Source organism: Halorubellus salinus, assembly GCF_020567525.1.
In the GTDB taxonomy this organism is placed as follows: Archaea; Halobacteriota; Halobacteria; order Halobacteriales; family Natrialbaceae; genus Halorubellus; species Halorubellus salinus.
In genome coordinates this window covers 343,056-357,682 of record NZ_JAJCVI010000001.1, presented here as the reverse complement: position 1 = coordinate 357,682, position 14,627 = coordinate 343,056, and the positions used below count along the sequence as shown (strand labels likewise).

At 68.9% G+C, this 14,627-nt stretch carries 19 protein-coding genes and 1 pseudogene; 12 read left to right on the top strand and 8 right to left on the bottom strand.

Annotated elements, in window-relative coordinates:
• Positions 1 to 8 precede the first annotated feature (8 nt).
• Entirely contained in the window at positions 9 to 983 is a 975-nt protein-coding gene (locus LI336_RS01810; protein WP_227130908.1) for an ornithine cyclodeaminase family protein, read from the bottom strand.
• A gap of 171 nt (positions 984 to 1,154) precedes the next feature.
• On the opposite strand from LI336_RS01810, the gene LI336_RS01805 reads away from it, so the two are divergent.
• Positions 1,155 to 2,321 carry an NAD(P)/FAD-dependent oxidoreductase gene (locus tag LI336_RS01805; RefSeq protein ID WP_227130907.1) on the top strand — a complete coding sequence of 389 codons (1,167 nt, stop codon included), beginning with the start codon at positions 1,155 to 1,157 and terminating at the stop codon, positions 2,319 to 2,321.
• 170 nt (positions 2,322 to 2,491) lie between these two features.
• Here the strand turns inward: LI336_RS01805 and LI336_RS01800 are convergent, their stop codons facing one another.
• From LI336_RS01800 to LI336_RS01790, 4 genes are all read right to left on the bottom strand, one after another.
• A complete protein-coding gene (locus LI336_RS01800; protein WP_227130906.1) occupies positions 2,492 to 2,701 on the bottom strand; it encodes an SAM domain-containing protein in 210 nt (69 codons plus the stop codon).
• Positions 2,698 to 3,192 carry an HTH domain-containing protein gene (locus tag LI336_RS01795; protein WP_227130905.1) on the bottom strand — a complete coding sequence of 165 codons (495 nt, stop codon included), beginning with the start codon at positions 3,190 to 3,192 and terminating at the stop codon, positions 2,698 to 2,700. The genes LI336_RS01800 and LI336_RS01795 overlap by 4 nt, the downstream gene beginning before the upstream one ends.
• A gap of 367 nt (positions 3,193 to 3,559) precedes the next feature.
• Positions 3,560 to 3,688, bottom strand: coding sequence for a DUF7989 family protein (locus LI336_RS20065; protein WP_264475224.1), 129 nt, complete (start codon positions 3,686 to 3,688; stop codon positions 3,560 to 3,562).
• A 90-nt stretch (positions 3,689 to 3,778) separates the two neighbouring features.
• On the bottom strand, positions 3,779 to 4,432 hold the full coding sequence (locus LI336_RS01790; protein ID WP_227130904.1) for an HAD family hydrolase: 654 nt from the start codon (positions 4,430 to 4,432) through the stop codon (positions 3,779 to 3,781).
• A gap of 174 nt (positions 4,433 to 4,606) precedes the next feature.
• Here LI336_RS01790 and LI336_RS01785 point away from each other — a divergent pair, with 174 nt between their 5' ends.
• The 3 genes and pseudogenes from LI336_RS01785 to LI336_RS20320 all read left to right on the top strand — a co-directional run.
• Entirely contained in the window at positions 4,607 to 5,422 is an 816-nt protein-coding gene (locus LI336_RS01785) for an aldo/keto reductase (RefSeq protein WP_227130903.1), read from the top strand.
• A 114-nt stretch (positions 5,423 to 5,536) separates the two neighbouring features.
• The gene (gene dinB / locus LI336_RS01780) at positions 5,537 to 6,901 is read left to right on the top strand and encodes a DNA polymerase IV (protein WP_368408335.1); all 1,365 of its coding nucleotides are present in this window, start codon (positions 5,537 to 5,539) and stop codon (positions 6,899 to 6,901) included.
• A 66-nt stretch (positions 6,902 to 6,967) separates the two neighbouring features.
• Positions 6,968 to 7,108, top strand: a pseudogene (locus LI336_RS20320) (DnaJ domain-containing protein); the annotation flags it as partial.
• Between the two features lie 77 nt (positions 7,109 to 7,185).
• On the opposite strand, the gene LI336_RS01770 reads toward LI336_RS20320, so the two are convergent.
• Positions 7,186 to 7,692 (bottom strand): hypothetical protein, encoded by a 507-nt coding sequence (locus LI336_RS01770; protein ID WP_227131439.1) that lies wholly within the window; start codon positions 7,690 to 7,692, stop codon positions 7,186 to 7,188.
• An 88-nt stretch (positions 7,693 to 7,780) separates the two neighbouring features.
• On the opposite strand from LI336_RS01770, the gene LI336_RS01765 reads away from it, so the two are divergent.
• Complete coding sequence (locus LI336_RS01765) at positions 7,781 to 8,401, top strand: hypothetical protein (RefSeq protein ID WP_227131438.1); 621 nt, start codon at positions 7,781 to 7,783, stop codon at positions 8,399 to 8,401.
• 42 nt (positions 8,402 to 8,443) lie between these two features.
• Here the strand turns inward: LI336_RS01765 and LI336_RS01760 are convergent, their stop codons facing one another.
• On the bottom strand, positions 8,444 to 9,079 hold the full coding sequence (locus LI336_RS01760; protein ID WP_227130902.1) for a uracil-DNA glycosylase family protein: 636 nt from the start codon (positions 9,077 to 9,079) through the stop codon (positions 8,444 to 8,446).
• A gap of 115 nt (positions 9,080 to 9,194) precedes the next feature.
• Here LI336_RS01760 and LI336_RS01755 point away from each other — a divergent pair, with 115 nt between their 5' ends.
• The 6 genes from LI336_RS01755 (at position 9,195) to LI336_RS01730 (ending at position 12,527) form a co-directional block, all read left to right on the top strand.
• Positions 9,195 to 9,767 (top strand): peroxidase-related enzyme, encoded by a 573-nt coding sequence (locus tag LI336_RS01755; RefSeq protein ID WP_227130901.1) that lies wholly within the window; start codon positions 9,195 to 9,197, stop codon positions 9,765 to 9,767.
• A 193-nt stretch (positions 9,768 to 9,960) separates the two neighbouring features.
• Positions 9,961 to 10,551, top strand: a complete 591-nt coding sequence (locus LI336_RS01750) for an AsnC family transcriptional regulator (protein ID WP_227130900.1) — start codon at positions 9,961 to 9,963, stop codon at positions 10,549 to 10,551.
• 90 nt (positions 10,552 to 10,641) lie between these two features.
• Positions 10,642 to 10,842: a heavy-metal-associated domain-containing protein gene (locus LI336_RS01745; protein ID WP_227130899.1), complete on the top strand. Its 201-nt coding sequence runs from the start codon at positions 10,642 to 10,644 to the stop codon at positions 10,840 to 10,842.
• A gap of 57 nt (positions 10,843 to 10,899) precedes the next feature.
• A complete protein-coding gene (locus LI336_RS01740) occupies positions 10,900 to 11,319 on the top strand; it encodes a plastocyanin/azurin family copper-binding protein (RefSeq protein ID WP_227130898.1) in 420 nt (139 codons plus the stop codon).
• Positions 11,320 to 11,486: 167 nt separating this feature from the next.
• Entirely contained in the window at positions 11,487 to 11,750 is a 264-nt protein-coding gene (locus LI336_RS20315; protein ID WP_227130897.1) for a plastocyanin/azurin family copper-binding protein, read from the top strand.
• A 165-nt stretch (positions 11,751 to 11,915) separates the two neighbouring features.
• Complete coding sequence (locus tag LI336_RS01730) at positions 11,916 to 12,527, top strand: plastocyanin/azurin family copper-binding protein (RefSeq protein WP_227130896.1); 612 nt, start codon at positions 11,916 to 11,918, stop codon at positions 12,525 to 12,527.
• A gap of 216 nt (positions 12,528 to 12,743) precedes the next feature.
• On the opposite strand, the gene LI336_RS01725 is transcribed toward LI336_RS01730, so the two are convergent.
• Positions 12,744 to 13,922: a mechanosensitive ion channel family protein gene (locus LI336_RS01725; RefSeq protein ID WP_438267265.1), complete on the bottom strand. Its 1,179-nt coding sequence runs from the start codon at positions 13,920 to 13,922 to the stop codon at positions 12,744 to 12,746.
• 147 nt (positions 13,923 to 14,069) lie between these two features.
• Here LI336_RS01725 and LI336_RS01720 point away from each other — a divergent pair, with 147 nt between their 5' ends.
• The gene (locus tag LI336_RS01720) at positions 14,070 to 14,573 is read left to right on the top strand and encodes a metal-dependent hydrolase (protein ID WP_227130894.1); all 504 of its coding nucleotides are present in this window, start codon (positions 14,070 to 14,072) and stop codon (positions 14,571 to 14,573) included.
• The last annotated feature ends 54 nt before the right edge of the window (positions 14,574 to 14,627 follow it).

The following is a 14,627-nucleotide window of genomic DNA, read 5'->3' as shown; positions in this document are numbered from 1 at the left end:
GACGTTGCTCAGAGCGGGACGTCGCGACCGACGCCGTCGCCGACTGCGCGTTCGAGCAGCCAGTCGGCTGTCGCGGCGTCGAGGACCGCCGACCCGACGCTCTCCACGACGACGAGTTCGTCGGGTGCGACGCGCTGGGCGTCGAACGCGTCCGCGAACGGGCGGACGTCGTCGCGCTCGATCCGCCCGGCGAGGTCGCCGGTCGCGACCGCCTCCTCTGGGACGTCCGCGTAGACCCGGGTCGCGCGCTCGACGGTCTCGGCGTCGAGCTCCTGCATCTCGGGCGTGTACGCGCCGACGGCGACGACGACCGCGCCGTCCGGGCAGTCCGCGGCTTCGAACACCGGTTCGGTGCTCGTCGTCGCCGTCACGATGGCGTTCGCGTCGTCGAGCGCGTCGGCGGGCGACTCGGCGGGGCGGACGTCCGCGTCGAGGGTTGCGTCGAGGTCGGTCGCGCACTCGTGTCTCGAGTCGCTCGGCGAGTACACCGCGACGGCGTCGACGTCGGTCGCGGTCGCGACGGCGCGCGTCTGCCAGCGCGCCTGCGTGCCGGCGCCGAACACCGCGAGCGTCACCTGCGTGCGTGCGAGGTGGGCCACGGCGAGGCCGCCGATACAGCCGGTTCGCGCGTTCGTGACGCGCTCTCCGGCGAGCAGCGCCCGCGGTTCGCCGGTGGCGGCGTCCGCGACGAGCACCTGCGCGTGCACGGTCGGGAGTCCACGCGCCGGGTTCTCCTCGTGGACGCTCGCGACCTTCGTCGCGTACGTCGCCGCGCCGTGGACGTACGCCGGCATCGCGAGGCCCGTACCGAGCGCGCGGTCGGCGTCCTCGGGGTCGAGGCCCGCCCCGAGCGGGAAGTGCGGTCGGTCCGGGCGCTCGACGGTGCCGTCGCGCTGCGCGCGGAAGGCATCCGCGACGACCCCGAGCAGGGAGTCGAGGTCGAGGAGCCGGTCGACGTCGTCGTCGGCGATGACGCGAACCATACCGGAGCGTCCCAGCGAACCACCTTCACCGTTGGGTCGGCGGCGGCGTGGACGTCAGTCGAGGCGTCGACGTCGACGCGGAGACCACTGGGAACGCTCTCGTGGTCGACCGCGTGACCGGCCGCCCGCGGTCGAGTGAACGTTTAACACAGTCGCGGTGGAGGGTCGGATATGAACGTCGTCGTCGTGGGCGCGGGCATCGTCGGGCTCGCGGCCGCACGCGAACTCGCGGAGCGCGGTGCGAGCGTCGTGGTCTGCGAGAAGGGAAGCGTGGGGTCGGGGAGCACCGAACGGTCGGCTGGCGGTATCCGAACGCAGTTCTCGACGCCGGTCAACGTCCGGCTCTCCCTGGAGAGCATCGAGACGTGGTCGACGTTCGAGGAACGGTTCGGCGTCGACATCGCGTACCGTCGCGCCGGCTACCTCTTCCTCGCACGCGGCGAGTCGACCGCGGCGGACTTCGAGGCGAACGTCGCGATGCAACGCGACCTCGGCGTCGACAGCGAACTCCTCTCGCCCGACGAGGCCCGCGAGCGCTGCCCCGGGCTGGCCGCCGACGAGTTCGTCGCCGCGACGTACTGTCCGACGGACGGCTTCGCCGACCCCCACCTCGCACTCCAGGGGTACGTCCAGGCGTGCCAGGACGCCGGCGTCGACGTCCGCACGCACACGGCCGTCGAAGCCATCCACCGCGACGGAGACGACCCCGCCGACGGCCGCGTCGTCGGCGTCCAGACGCCCGACGAACGCATCGACGCCGACGCCGTCGTGAACGCCGCCGGCCCGTGGGCCGGGCGCGTGAACGACCTCGCGGGCGTCGACCTCCCCGTCGAACCGCGACGCCGACAGGTCGCGGTCGTCGACCCCGAGACGCCCGTCCCCGACGACGTCCCGCTCACCATCGACCTCGACACGGGCGTGTACTTCCGGCCGGAACGCGAGGGCGCCGCCATCGTCGGCGGGCACTTCGACGACGCGGACCCGCCCGCGGACCCGGACCGGTACTCCACGACCGCGGACACGGACTGGACGATCACCGCCGTCGAGCACGCCGCCGACTGCGCGACGTACTTCGGCCCCGAGACCCGCATCAAGCGCGGCTGGGCGGGACTGTACGCCGTCACGCCCGACCATCACCCCATCGTCGACGAGGTCGCACCAGGGTACGTCACCGCTATCGGGTTCTCCGGGCACGGCTTCCAGCACGCGCCAGCGACCGCGAGACTCGTCGCCGACGCCATCCTCGACGGCACGGTCGACGTCGAGGGCGCCGACGCGCTCGCCGCCGACCGGTTCGACGACGACCGGGAGACCGACGCGGAACGCAACGTCGCCTGACCCGCTCTCGGCGAGGGCGACGCGTCGAGGGCGGTCGCGGTAGCGTCGCTGGCGACCTATCGAATCATGCGGGACGCCATGGGAAGCGCTTGGAGTGGCGTTCCGCGTCCATCCGCGGGTCCAGCGGCCTGATTATCGTTCCGCGTCCGTCCGCGGGTCCGGCGGCCTGATCATCGTTCCGCGTCCATCCGCGGGTCCGGCGGCCGTTCGGTCAACTGGTCCTCGGGGACGAGCATGAGGAGTTCTCCGTCGCCGGTGTCGACGAGCTCCTGGTCCGTGTCCGTCCGCCAGAGGCACGACCGCCACGGGCCCTCCTCGAGGTTCTCGACGACCTCGGATGGCGTGTACCGCCTGCCGTCGGACCCGACGTATACGGTCACGACTGTGCGAGGACCGCGTCCGGTTCGTCGTCCGGCGAGTCCTCGTCGGCCGCGAGTGCCGCCAGTCTGGATTCGACGGAGACGACGCGACCGTCGGCGACGTGCGGGGCGACGTGGGTGATCCCCTCGCCGTCTCGCTCGACGAGCGTGACCGACGGGAACGTCAGGACGCGGCGGGTGTCCGTGCACGCCAGCGATGATTCGTCGGTCACCGGGAGGTACGGGTCGAGGTCGACGGACGCCGACGCAGCCCACCGCTTGGCGTCGACGACGAGGTCGCTGATGGTGCTGCCTGCGGGACTGTCCGCGGCCAGCCCCGAGAGCGAGAACCGGTTCGGGACGAGACGGACCCGGACGTCCGCGTACGCGTCTACGTCGAGCGCACGCTCGTAGAGGCGTTCCTGGCGGTCGTTGGAACCACCAGGAACGTCCGCCCGGACCCAGAGTTCTGCACTCCTCGCACCGTCCACGGTTTGGGGTTGGCGAGTCACGTTCCATTGCGAGGCGCAGAAACCACAAAAACGTTCCTACGGTTGGGAACGTCCAATTCGCAGACAGGGGGAGCATATCCGAGCGCTATAGACCGCTTACCAGAGCTACGTACCATCGAGGACTCGCAGTCGAACCCGTCCATGCGTCGGGATTACCTGCGCTTACGAACGGAAATCTCGGCATTACTCTCTCGATGTCGACCTTTCACGACGATTCGCCGAGTGTGCTAAACGCTAACGACTACCTAACTCACGCAGTGGCGTCGGCCGCGGGTCGCGAGACTGGTCTCTCGGCGTGGCGCGGGCTACCACGGGGGAGAACGCTGTCGCTGTCGAACGAGGCGGTGCGGAGAACAGTCCTGCGTCGTCAGTCGTCGGCGGGGGTCGGGCCGTCGTCGGCTTCGGTCGCGCCGCGCTCCCAGACGTTCGTGACTGATTCGCCGTTCGGTGGAGTGTGAGAGACGTCCTTCATTCGGTCTCGATCGGAGTCTGCCATCGTGCAACGAGGTAGCACATCTCCCGTACTTAACGCTGTCGGGGAGCCTATAATAACAAACAGTACCAATGGTACGTCCTAATATACCTATTATTTCTCGAGAAGCGGCGGGATGGCGTGCAGCGAATCCACGTCGAACGTCGGTCCGGGGTCGGGAGACACCGCGCAATTGTGCTCGCGACGCACCAGCATCGAGTCGATGCCCGCGGCGTGCGCCGCCACCACGTCCGTCGCCTTGTCGCCGACGTAGAGCGCGGTCTCGGCGTCGAGGTCGGCGAGCGCTCGCTCGATGTAGTACGGTTCCGGCTTCTTCCGGCGGACGCTCTCCATCGTCGGCTCGCGACCGTACCACGTCCCGAAGTGCCTGTGGAGGTCGTGGGCCTCGAACACGTGGTCGATGGTCGCGTTCTGGTTGTTCGACACCACCCCGAGCGGCACGTCGAGGGCCTCCAGGGCCGCGACGTCGTCGTACGCGGGCTTCTCGCCGCGGTCCGTCGCCCGACACTGGTACTCCGCGAACTGCGCGTCGCGCTCCCGCCAGAACGCGTCCACGTCGAGGTCGAGGCGAGCGCACGTCTCCTCGACGCGGTCCGGGGACACGCCCGCGACGAAGTCGTCGAGGAGGGCCTCGCCAGGGTCCACGTCGAACGACTCGAACGTCGCGCGAACCGCCCGCCGTAGCACGTCGCGGTCCGTCCGCTCGGTCAACACCCCGTCGTTGTCGAACACGACAGCATCGTACACGCGAGGAACTACGTAGCGCATGGCTTCACGTTTTCTGTGAGACGGTTCCACGCACCACGCGCACGGCCGGCACTGACGGCGACGACCGCCCCAGCGATGGCCGTCCCGACGACGAACGCCACGCACCTGACCTCGACGACAGGACACATTACGGTGGAACGAGAACGGCCTCGTATGCAGCACCTATCCGTCGCCGACGACGAGGTCCCCGCCGTCGGCCTCGGCACCTGGAAGCTCGAAGGCCAGACCGCCTACGGCACCGTCAAGACCGCCCTCTCGCTCGGCTACCGGCACGTCGACACCGCGCAAGCGTACGAGAACGAACGCCACGTCGGGAACGCCATCCACGACAGCGACGTCGACCGCGACGACGTCTTCCTCACCACGAAGGTTCGACCGGACCGCTACGAGCCCGGCGACCTGAAAGCGTCGGTCAGGGAGAGCCTCCACAAGCTCGACACCGACTACGTCGACCTCCTCCTGCTCCACTGGCCGAACCCCCTCAGCGACCTGGACGCGGCGGTGCGCGCGATGGCGGACCTCGTCGACGACGGCGCCGTCACGCACGTCGGCGTCTCGAACTTCTCCGTCGCCCAGCTCAAGCGCGCCCAAGCGCGCAGTCCCGTCCCCATCGCCACGAACCAGGTCCAGTTCCATCCCTTCAAGCCACAGCGCGAACTCCTCAGGTACTGCCAGGACAACGACGTCATGCTCACCGCGTACAGTCCGCTCGCGCACGGCGCCGTCCTCGACGACGACCTCCTCTGGGCCATCGGCCGCAAGTACGACAAGACCCCCGCGCAGGTCGCGCTCCGCTGGGCGACCCAGCACCGCGGCGTCTGCGTCATCCCGAAGTCCACGTCGCGCGACCATCTCGAACAGAACCTCGACATCTTCGACTTCAAGCTCGACGCCGACGAGATCGAACGCATCGCCCGTCCGAGCGGCCTGAAGACCGCGGAGACGATGCTCCGCGGGATGCTCGGCTGACGCCCGCGACCGCTCGCCAGCGCACTCGCGGCGATCCCAGCGGGCCGGTTCCACTTTCACTGCGGACCCGGCAGATACGAGAGCGTCGAGTCCCAACCGTCGACCGAACCACCCGTGTCCGACGACGTGACCAGACTACCGGGCGCGAGCCCGGTCGAGGACGGCCCGCCCGACCAGCTCGTCTGTCACGTCGACATGGACTGCTTCTACGCCGCCTGCGAGCGCCTCCGCGAACCCGCGCTCCGCGGGGAACCGGTCGTCGTCGGCATGGGGTACGAACCCGGTGACGACGCGGGCGCGGTCGCGACCGCGAGCTACGAGGCCCGCGAGTTCGGCGTCGACTCCGCGATGGCCATCACGACCGCGCTCGAACGCCTCCCGCGTCGCGAGGACGCCGACCTCGAGGACCCGGACGCCCCCGATATCGACGAGACCGGGCTCTACCGGCCCGTCGACCTCGACCACTACCAGGCGGTCGGCGCGCAGGTCAAGGAGATCCTCCACGAGTGCGCGGACGTCGTCCGCGAGGTCAGCATCGACGAAGCCTATCTGGACGTCACCGACCGGACGAACTGGGAGGTCGTCGAGGGGTTCGCGCGCCACGTCAAGCAACGCATCGCTCGCGAGGTCGGCGTCGCCGCGAGCGTCGGCGTCGCCCCGACGTTGAGCGCCGCGAAGGTCGCCAGCGACCACGACAAACCGGACGGCCTCGTCGTCATCACGCCCGACGAACTAGTCGAGTTCCTCGCGCCGCTCGACGTCGAGGACGTCCACGGCGTCGGCCCGGTGACCGCTCGAAAGCTCCGCGAGGAGGGCATCGAGACCGCGGGCGACCTCGCGGACGCGGACCGGGACGCGCTCGTCGACCGGTTCGGCGAACGCGGCGGCGAGCTCCACGACCGCGCTCGCGGCCGGGACTACCGCGAGGTCACGCCGCGGGGCGACCCGAAGAGCTTCTCGCGCGAATCCGCGTTCGGGTCGCCAGTCACCGACGCCGAGCCGAAACGCGAGCAGGTGCGGACGCTCGCCGCGGCGGTCGCCGAGCGCGCTCAGCGCGAGGGCGCGCTCTACCGCACCATCGGCGTGAAGGCCGTCGAACCGCCGTTCGACGTGAACACGCGCGAGCGCTCGCTCCCCGGTCCCGTCGACGACCCCGCGCTCGTCGAGTCCGCGGCACTCGACCTGTTCGCGGAGTTCGAGGACGTCGCCGTCCGGAAGGTCGGCGTCCGCGTCGCGAACCTCTCGTTCACCGACCGCGACCAGCCGTCACTCGCCTCGTTCACCGCCGCCCAGGCAGCGAGCGAGACCGAACCCGCGGCGACCGACGGCGACGACGCAAGCGACGACGAGGATGGAGCGGGCGAGCGCGACGACGCGGCCGTGGACGCGACCGACGGTGACGCCAGCGAGTCGCCAGCAGGCGACGGCCACAAGACACATACCTTGCCCCCGGGGCAGACTTCCTTGACGGACTTCTAGCCCGACACCAAGCATTGCAAATATAAACCCCACACCCATTCTCACTATCAACTACCGCTCGACCCAATGACTGACGATTTCGACTTCTACGACCTCCTCGAGATAGACGACGACGCGAGCCAGGAGGAGGTCAAGGACGCGTTCCGGACGAAGGTGCGGGAGTACCATCCCGACCTCAACGACGACCCGGACGCGCCAGCGCAGTTCACCGCGGTCAAGAAGGGCTACGAGATACTCAAGGACCCCGCGGAACGGCAGGCGTACGACCGCCTCGGACACAAGGACTACGTCGCCAAGCGAACCTCGGGCATCCCCGACCCGAGCGCGTGGCGCACCGACGACGGCGGGTCCTCGCGGGGCGGGTCGACCGCGAGTGCATCCGGCGGTTCGACCACCGCGAGCAGCGGCAGTTCCGGCAGGCGGTCGTCGTCGAGCGGTTCGTCGCGGTCGTCGTCCTCGAGTGGTTCGTCGCGGTCGTCGTCGAGCGGTTCGTCGAACCGCCGGAGCTCGTCGTCGCGGTCGTCGTCGAGTTCCGGTTCGGCGTCCGGTGACTCGTCGTCGCGGTCGAACCGCAGGAGCTCATCCTCGCGGTCGTCGTCGTCGTCGTCGGCGAGCGATTCGTCGTCGCAGTCGAACCGTCGGGGGTCCTCGTCGAAGGCGTCGACGTCGACGACGTCGAGCGGGTCGTCGAACCGTCGAGCGCGGTCCGCGTCCACCGCGAGCGCCGGGGGAACGCCCTCCGGGGCGGCGTCCGGGTCGGCGAGTACGACCAAGGACAAGGACTCGACCATCGGAACGACGTCCGAGCCGACGTCGTCGTCGTGGACGGACAACGCGCTGTTCAACTGGTGGCGGAGCCTCCAACTGGGGTACCCGTTGATGCTGCTGTCGACGCTCCTGTTCGTCGGCGGCGTCGGCTACTGGGCGTACGCGAACCTCGGTTCGTTCCGCCGGCTCGGGAGCGCACTCGCCGCTGCCGGGACCGACACCGCCGCGCTCCGCGACGTGCTCGTCGCTCGACGCGGCATCCCGACGATGTACGAGTTCGTGCAGTCGACGACGCTCGTCGAGCCATTGCTCCCGACCATGCAGTGGTACGGCGCACTCGCCGGCGCGGTCGTCGCGACCGCGCTCGCGTTCGGCATCTATCGCGCAGTCTGGGCGAAGCGCCCGTACAAGTGGGTGACGATCAACGAGACCGTCGGTATCGGCGTCGTCACCGCGAGCGTCGCCACGGTGTACGGCGGGCCGCTGCTCGCGGGAGCGATCGTCATGCCGTTCGTGTTCCTCGTCATCATCCGCCACACGCACATGGCGTACAAGTTCAAACCGTCGTACGCGTACGTCCTCGGCGTCAGCGTCCCGCTCGCAGTCATCGGCGCCGAGTACGCCGTGCCGTCGCCACCGCTGGCCGTCGACCTCCTCGGTGCAATCCTCCCGATTCTCACGGTGGTCGTGCTCCTGTTCAGCCTGGTCGTTCGACCCAGACTCTTCGACTGACCGCCGCGACCGACGGTTCGCCAACGCTGGCGGTGTTCGGACTCACCCGACGCGCGTCGCGACGCCTTTCGTCTGCCGATAGTCGCGATGCCGGATGGCGTTCAGTCGGTCGACGAGCGCGCGTTCGTCGTCGGGCGTCCACTCGGCGGGTTCGCGTATCGGGACGACGAGGAACCCGCGGCCGCGTATCTCGGTCGCGTGGAGCGCGGCGTCGTCGACGTCGCGCCCGACCTTCCGGCGCTGCGTCGTGTACGCCTCGAGGACGTGGTCGATGGCGCGCTCGCCGACCGGCAGGAGGATGTGCGCGTTGATCGCGCGAAGCTCGGTGTCGAAGTACCGCTCCAGGTCAGCGTACTCGCGCGGACTCGGGTCGCGAGGGCGTCGACCCATGAACACGTAGCTCAGGTAGAGGTTCGAGGCGTCGGGGGCGTACGCGTACGGCGCCGCCAGGAACTCGGTCTCGTGGAGGACGCGCTGAAGGCGTTCGCCCGCGACCGACCCCGTGAACGGGACGCCCGTGTCGTCGCCGCCGTGGACCGCCGGTCGGTCCCCGATGACGTGGAAGTCCGCGTTCGCGTCCCCGTACCCGTACACCGCCGGCGGATCGTCGTCGCCCGCGAACCGCTCGGGAACGACGAGCCCGAACGGATTCCGGACCCTGTCCGTGACGTTCTGCACGACGCTCCGTAGGCGACCCCGGGAGAAAACCGTCGCGGTCCTGCGGGCGGACGGTCATGCACGCGCCACCGGCGGAGTCGGCGGATTCTTTGCGGCAGCGGTCGTGGCCTCGCGCATGGCAGACGACGTGCCGGCGATGACGCGATTCCCCGTACCGGACCGCGAAGACCTCCCCGAGGACCTCCGTGAGCGGATGGCCGACGAGGAGGACGAGGCCGGGTTCCTCGCGAACGTCTTCGAGGCGTTCGCGTACCGGCCGTCGCACTTCCGGGCGTTCTTCGCGTACTACGACGCGCTCACCGAGCACACCGAACTCGAGCGCGAGGAGATAGAGATGATCGTGGTGGCGGTCTCGGGCGCGAACGACTGCTACTACTGTAACGTCGCGCACGGCGCGCTCGTCCGCATCTACGCGGACGACCCGCTGCTCGCCGACCAGCTCGTCTCGAATCATCGGACCGCGAACGTGAACGACGCGCATCGCGCGATGCTCGACTTCGCGGTGAAGCTCACCGAGGACCCCGCCGCCGTCGAGGAGGACGACGTCGAGCGCCTCGAGGACCACGGGTTCTCGCGGCGCGCGGTCTGGGACGTCGGGAGCGTCGCCGCGTTCTTCAACCTCTCGAACCGGATGGCGCACCTCGCGGACATGCGGCCGAACGCGGAGTTCCACGCCATGGGCCGGTAGTGTCCAGCGACCGAGTGGAACGCGGTCCGTCGCGCGGAAGACCCGACCCCTCGATGTCCCTCACGGCCGCCGGTCGGTCCTTCGAATCGCAAGACATCGAGGACTGCGAACGACCCACATAGTTATTTGCGAAGTACGCGTGTTTCAAACTATGTCGAAACTTGTATAGCCGAAAACCATATGATATTCAGACATGCGCGACTTGGACGAAACAGACCTCGACATCCTTCGACTCCTCGTCGAGGACGCCCGCCGCCCGTACAGCGAGATCGCGGACCGCGTGAACGTGTCCCCGCCGACGGTCTCCGACCGCGTGGAGCGCCTCGCCGACCTCGGCGTCATCAACCGATTCACCATCGACATCGACCGGTCGCTCATCTCGAAGGGCATCCCCGTGCTCGTCGAACTGGACCTCGTCCCCGACGCGGACGACCGCGTCGCCAAGCGCCTCGCGGACAGCGAACCCGTCGAGCACGTCTACCTCACCGCCGGGAACCGTCTCGTCGTGCACGCCACCGTCCCCGGCGGCGAGGTCCGCGAGACCCTCCATCGCATCGTCGACATGGAACTCGTCGACTCGCTCGACGTCAGCCTCGTCGAGGAGCACGCGTGGGAGCCCCAGGTGAGCGACGGCGAACTCAGTCTCTCCTGCGAGGAGTGCGCCGACCCCGTCACGCACGACGGCGTGACGACCCAGTACGACGGCGACCTCTTCCACTTCTGTAGCGAGGAGTGCCTCGGCACGTTCGAGGACCGCTACACGGGCCTGACGAGTCAGAACTGACGGCACCCAGCCAGTCATCGTTCACGACACCGGCTCGCGTCGGTCGTCGCGACCAAAACTGTTCTAACCCAGGCTTGCGCAGTGGCGCGTATGAGCACGACCCTGCGCGTGACTGGCATGACCTGTGATGGCTGCGAGGACATCGTGGAGACGGCACTGGAGATGGCGGACGGCGTCGAGAGCGCTTCGGCCGACCGGGAGGCGAACGAGGCGACCGTCGAGGGCGACGCGAGCACGGAGACGCTCGTCGAGAAGGTTCACCTCGCCGGCTACGACGCCGAAGCCGCCTGACTGGCGGCCGTCCGCGAGACTCGCGGGCTTTATCTCCACGACCCCGTAGTGTCGACCATGGACGATTCGAGTGACGACGGTCCGACGCTGCGTCGACGCGAACTCCTCGGAAGCGCTGGTGTCGTGGTCGTCGCGGCGGCAGCCGGGTGTCTCGGGAACGACGAGGGAACGGAGTCCGCGAACGGCGAGAACGCGGTCGTTGTCGGCCCAGGCGGGTCGTACGCGTTCGAGCCGTCGTCGCTGACGGTCTCCGTCGGCGACACCGTGACGTGGTCGTGGGACTCCGCGAACCACAACATCGTGGTGCGCGATCAACCCGACGGCGCCGAGTGGACCGGAACCGACGGCGACGGGGCGAAGACGTACGACACCGGCCACACGTACGAGTACACGTTCGAGACTGCGGGGACGTACGAGTACTACTGTCAGCCCCACGAGGGTCTCGGGATGGTCGCCGAGGTCGTCGTCGAATCGTAACGGCAGGTCGTGCAACCCCGAACCAAGTGCATCGACCGCTTGCCGAACCACCACGCGTCGGGGGAATACCTAATTGACCAGTGAGTGTACGCTTCGGGTATGGACCGACCAACGAGACGACAGGTGCTTGCGTCGACGGGCGTCGCCGTGGCGGCGGGCGTCGCCGGGTGTTCGTCAGGTGGGGATTCGACGACGACCGAGCCCGACGAGGCGACACCGTCGAGTGGGTGTGGTCGTCGGGCGGCCACAACGTCGTCGCCGACACGACGCCCGAGGGCTCGGACTGGACTGGGACGATGGACGCACCGACCGCGGTGTACGACGCCGGACACGCGTACTCGCACACGTTCGAGATCGCCGGCACGTACTCGTACTACTGCAACCCACACCGCGGGTCCGGGATGACCGGCGAGGTCGTCGTCGAGGAGTGAATCGGGAGCGCTCGTCCTCGAGGAGTGAACCGGGAGCGGTCGTCGTCGAGCGGCGAACCGGGTGCCTGGTCCTGGTGGGGTAACTCGGTCTTACCGGCGAGAAGCCGGTCGTTTTTGGGTGAGAACTGGGAAAATCACCTTGATGGTCGTCGTCGAGCGCTACGTATGGACGAATCCTCCAGGCGGCGTGTGCTCGCGGGTGCAGCGACCACGCTCGCCGCGACGCTCGCGGGTTGTTCGACTGGCGGCGACGGGACGACGAGCGGCGGCGGCGGGACGACGGCGCGGTCCACCATGGAGCCGACCACGGACGCGACGGCGACGACCGAGGAATCGGCGACCGCGGAGCGGACGACGGACGAACCGACCAGCACCGAGGTAGAGACGACCGGCGAACGGGGGACGACCAGCGAACGGGAGACGACCACCGAACCGGAGACGTCGACGACGGAACCGACGACAACCACCGAGTCGACCGCGACGCCGACGACCGAGACGGTGACGGTCGGTCCCGACGGCCGACTCCGGTTCGACCCGGACCGCCTGACGGTCCCGGCCGGGTCGACCGTCGAGTTCCGGTGGGACTCCGGCGGGCACAACGTCCGCGTCGCCAGCCAGCCGGATGCTGGCGACTGGACGGGCACCAGTGGCGGCGGTGGGACGACCTACGGCGCGGGCCACGTGCACTCGCACACGTTCTCCGCCGCCGGCACGTACGAGTACTACTGCGCGCCGCATCGCGGCGCGGGGATGCGCGGCCGCATCGTCGTGGAGTGACCGCTCCGACGCCCGTCTCGGCGGCGTCGACGGGCCTCAGAGGTCGACGCGGTTCAGGTACCAGAGCGCGACGTACGCCAGTCCACCGACGGCGAACAGGACGACGGGGATCACGAAAGGACCGGCGAACTCGTAGAGAGAATCGAGCATGCGTCGACGTCCGGGTGCGAGTGCCTTCTATCGTTCGCTCGCGTCACTCCGAACCTCCTCCGAACCTCACTGCGACTCCTCGTTCGTGTCCACAGCACCGTCGGCCGGGGCGTCCTCGTCGCCGCCACCGTCGGCGACGGGTTCGTCGACGTCCGCCGGCGCTCGCTCGGGCTGGACGCCCGGCGTCGGGGCCACGTCGGTCGTCGTGAGGTTCACGTCGCGCTGCGGGAACGGAATCCCGATGTCCGCGTCGTTCAGCGCGTCGTACAGTCCCTTGTTGAGCCGATGCACGGCTTTCGCGCGCTTGACGGGCGTGCTCACCCAGCACAGCAGTTCGTAGTTCAGTGCGGAATCGCCGAACTCGCGGAGCCGCATCCGGGGTTTCGGCGAGTCCAGCGTGAGCTTCTCGTCGAGCGCGACCTGCACCGCGAGCTCCTCGAACTCGTCGAGGTCGGTGCCGTACGCGACGCCGATGGGGACGCGGATGCGCCGCCGGCGCTGTGGCGCGGACTCGTTCGTGATGCTCGCGGAGTTCAGTTTCGCGTTCGGGACCGTCACCATCACCTCGTCGCGCGTCAGGAGCGTCGTCGACCGGATGCCGACGCGGACGACCGTCCCGGAGTCGCCGGTGTCGAGCACGACGTAGTCACCGATCTTGTACGTGTCGTCGAAGTAGAGCGCGAGCCCACCGAAGAAGTTCGCGACGGTGTCCTTCGCGGCGAACCCGACCGCGATGCCGGCGATGCCGGCGGCACCGAGCAGTGGCGTGATGGCGATGTTGTAGATCGAGAGCGACAGCACGCCGGCGCCGGCGAGGACGATGAACGTCCAGACGTTCGAGAAGATGGGTGCGAAGTCGTACTTCCCGGTCTTGTCGACGAGGTCGACCGCGCGGTTCACGATGCGGTTCAGCGCGAACGCCCATATGAGGACGATGAGGACCGCGGCCGGACGCGCGAAGAAGTCCTGGAGGTCCTGTTCGCTGACGACGACGTTCGCGGCGTCCGCGGACGACACCGTCAGCAGCCAGATGCCGCCGAGGGCGGCGGTGACGACGAGCGGCCACCGGACCTCGGAGACGACGACGTCGTCGAACTTGCTCCCGGTCTGCTTGACGACCTTGCGCGCGAGCTTGAACACGACGAACTCGAGGACGAGGGCGGCGGCGAACGACACCGCGAGTACGAGGATCGTTCGCTCGACGACGCCGTACCCCGAGAGGTACTCCAGTAGCGGGTCGAGCACTGGATTAGCCATGGCACCCGATACGCCACGCCGTCGTTTAATCGTTTCCTGGGAACCGTCGACCGGTCACCGGAAACTGACCCGGGTCATCGACGCCGGCTGCGAGTAGGCCGAGCGTTCTTGTAGGAGTACGCGGAACGGGTGGTCGTGTACCGGCTCGGTCACTACGGCGTGTCGCTCCTGCTGTACGCACCCGTCGGGTTCGCGCTCGCGCTCCTGGGCGAACCGGGACTGGCGGTCGTCGGCGGCGCGGGCGTGCTCGCACTGGCGAGAGTCCCGGACTACGACCAGCGCGTCCCCGGCATCACGCACCGCGGCGTCACGCACACCGTCCTGTTCGCCGTGCTCGTCGGTGCCGCGTTCGCCGGCGGTGTCGTCGCACTATCGCAGGTCGGTGCGAACCCGCTCCCGACGAGCGAGCTCGCGACGCCGGTCGCGTTCGCGTTCGCCGTCGGCACGTTCGGCATCCTCGCGCACCTCGCCGGCGACGTCCTCACGCCAGCAGGCGTCCCGCTCCTCTGGCCGCTCTCGGGGCGGACGTACACGGTGTCGTTGACCACCGCCGACAGCACGGTCTGGAACTACCTCCTGTTCGCGCTCGGCGTGTTCGCGACCGCGGTTTCGGGGTACGGCGTCCTCCAGTTCGCCTGAGTTCCTGCGCGCTGCTCGCGTCGAAACGGCAGTGAACGCGTGACCTGTTGGCAA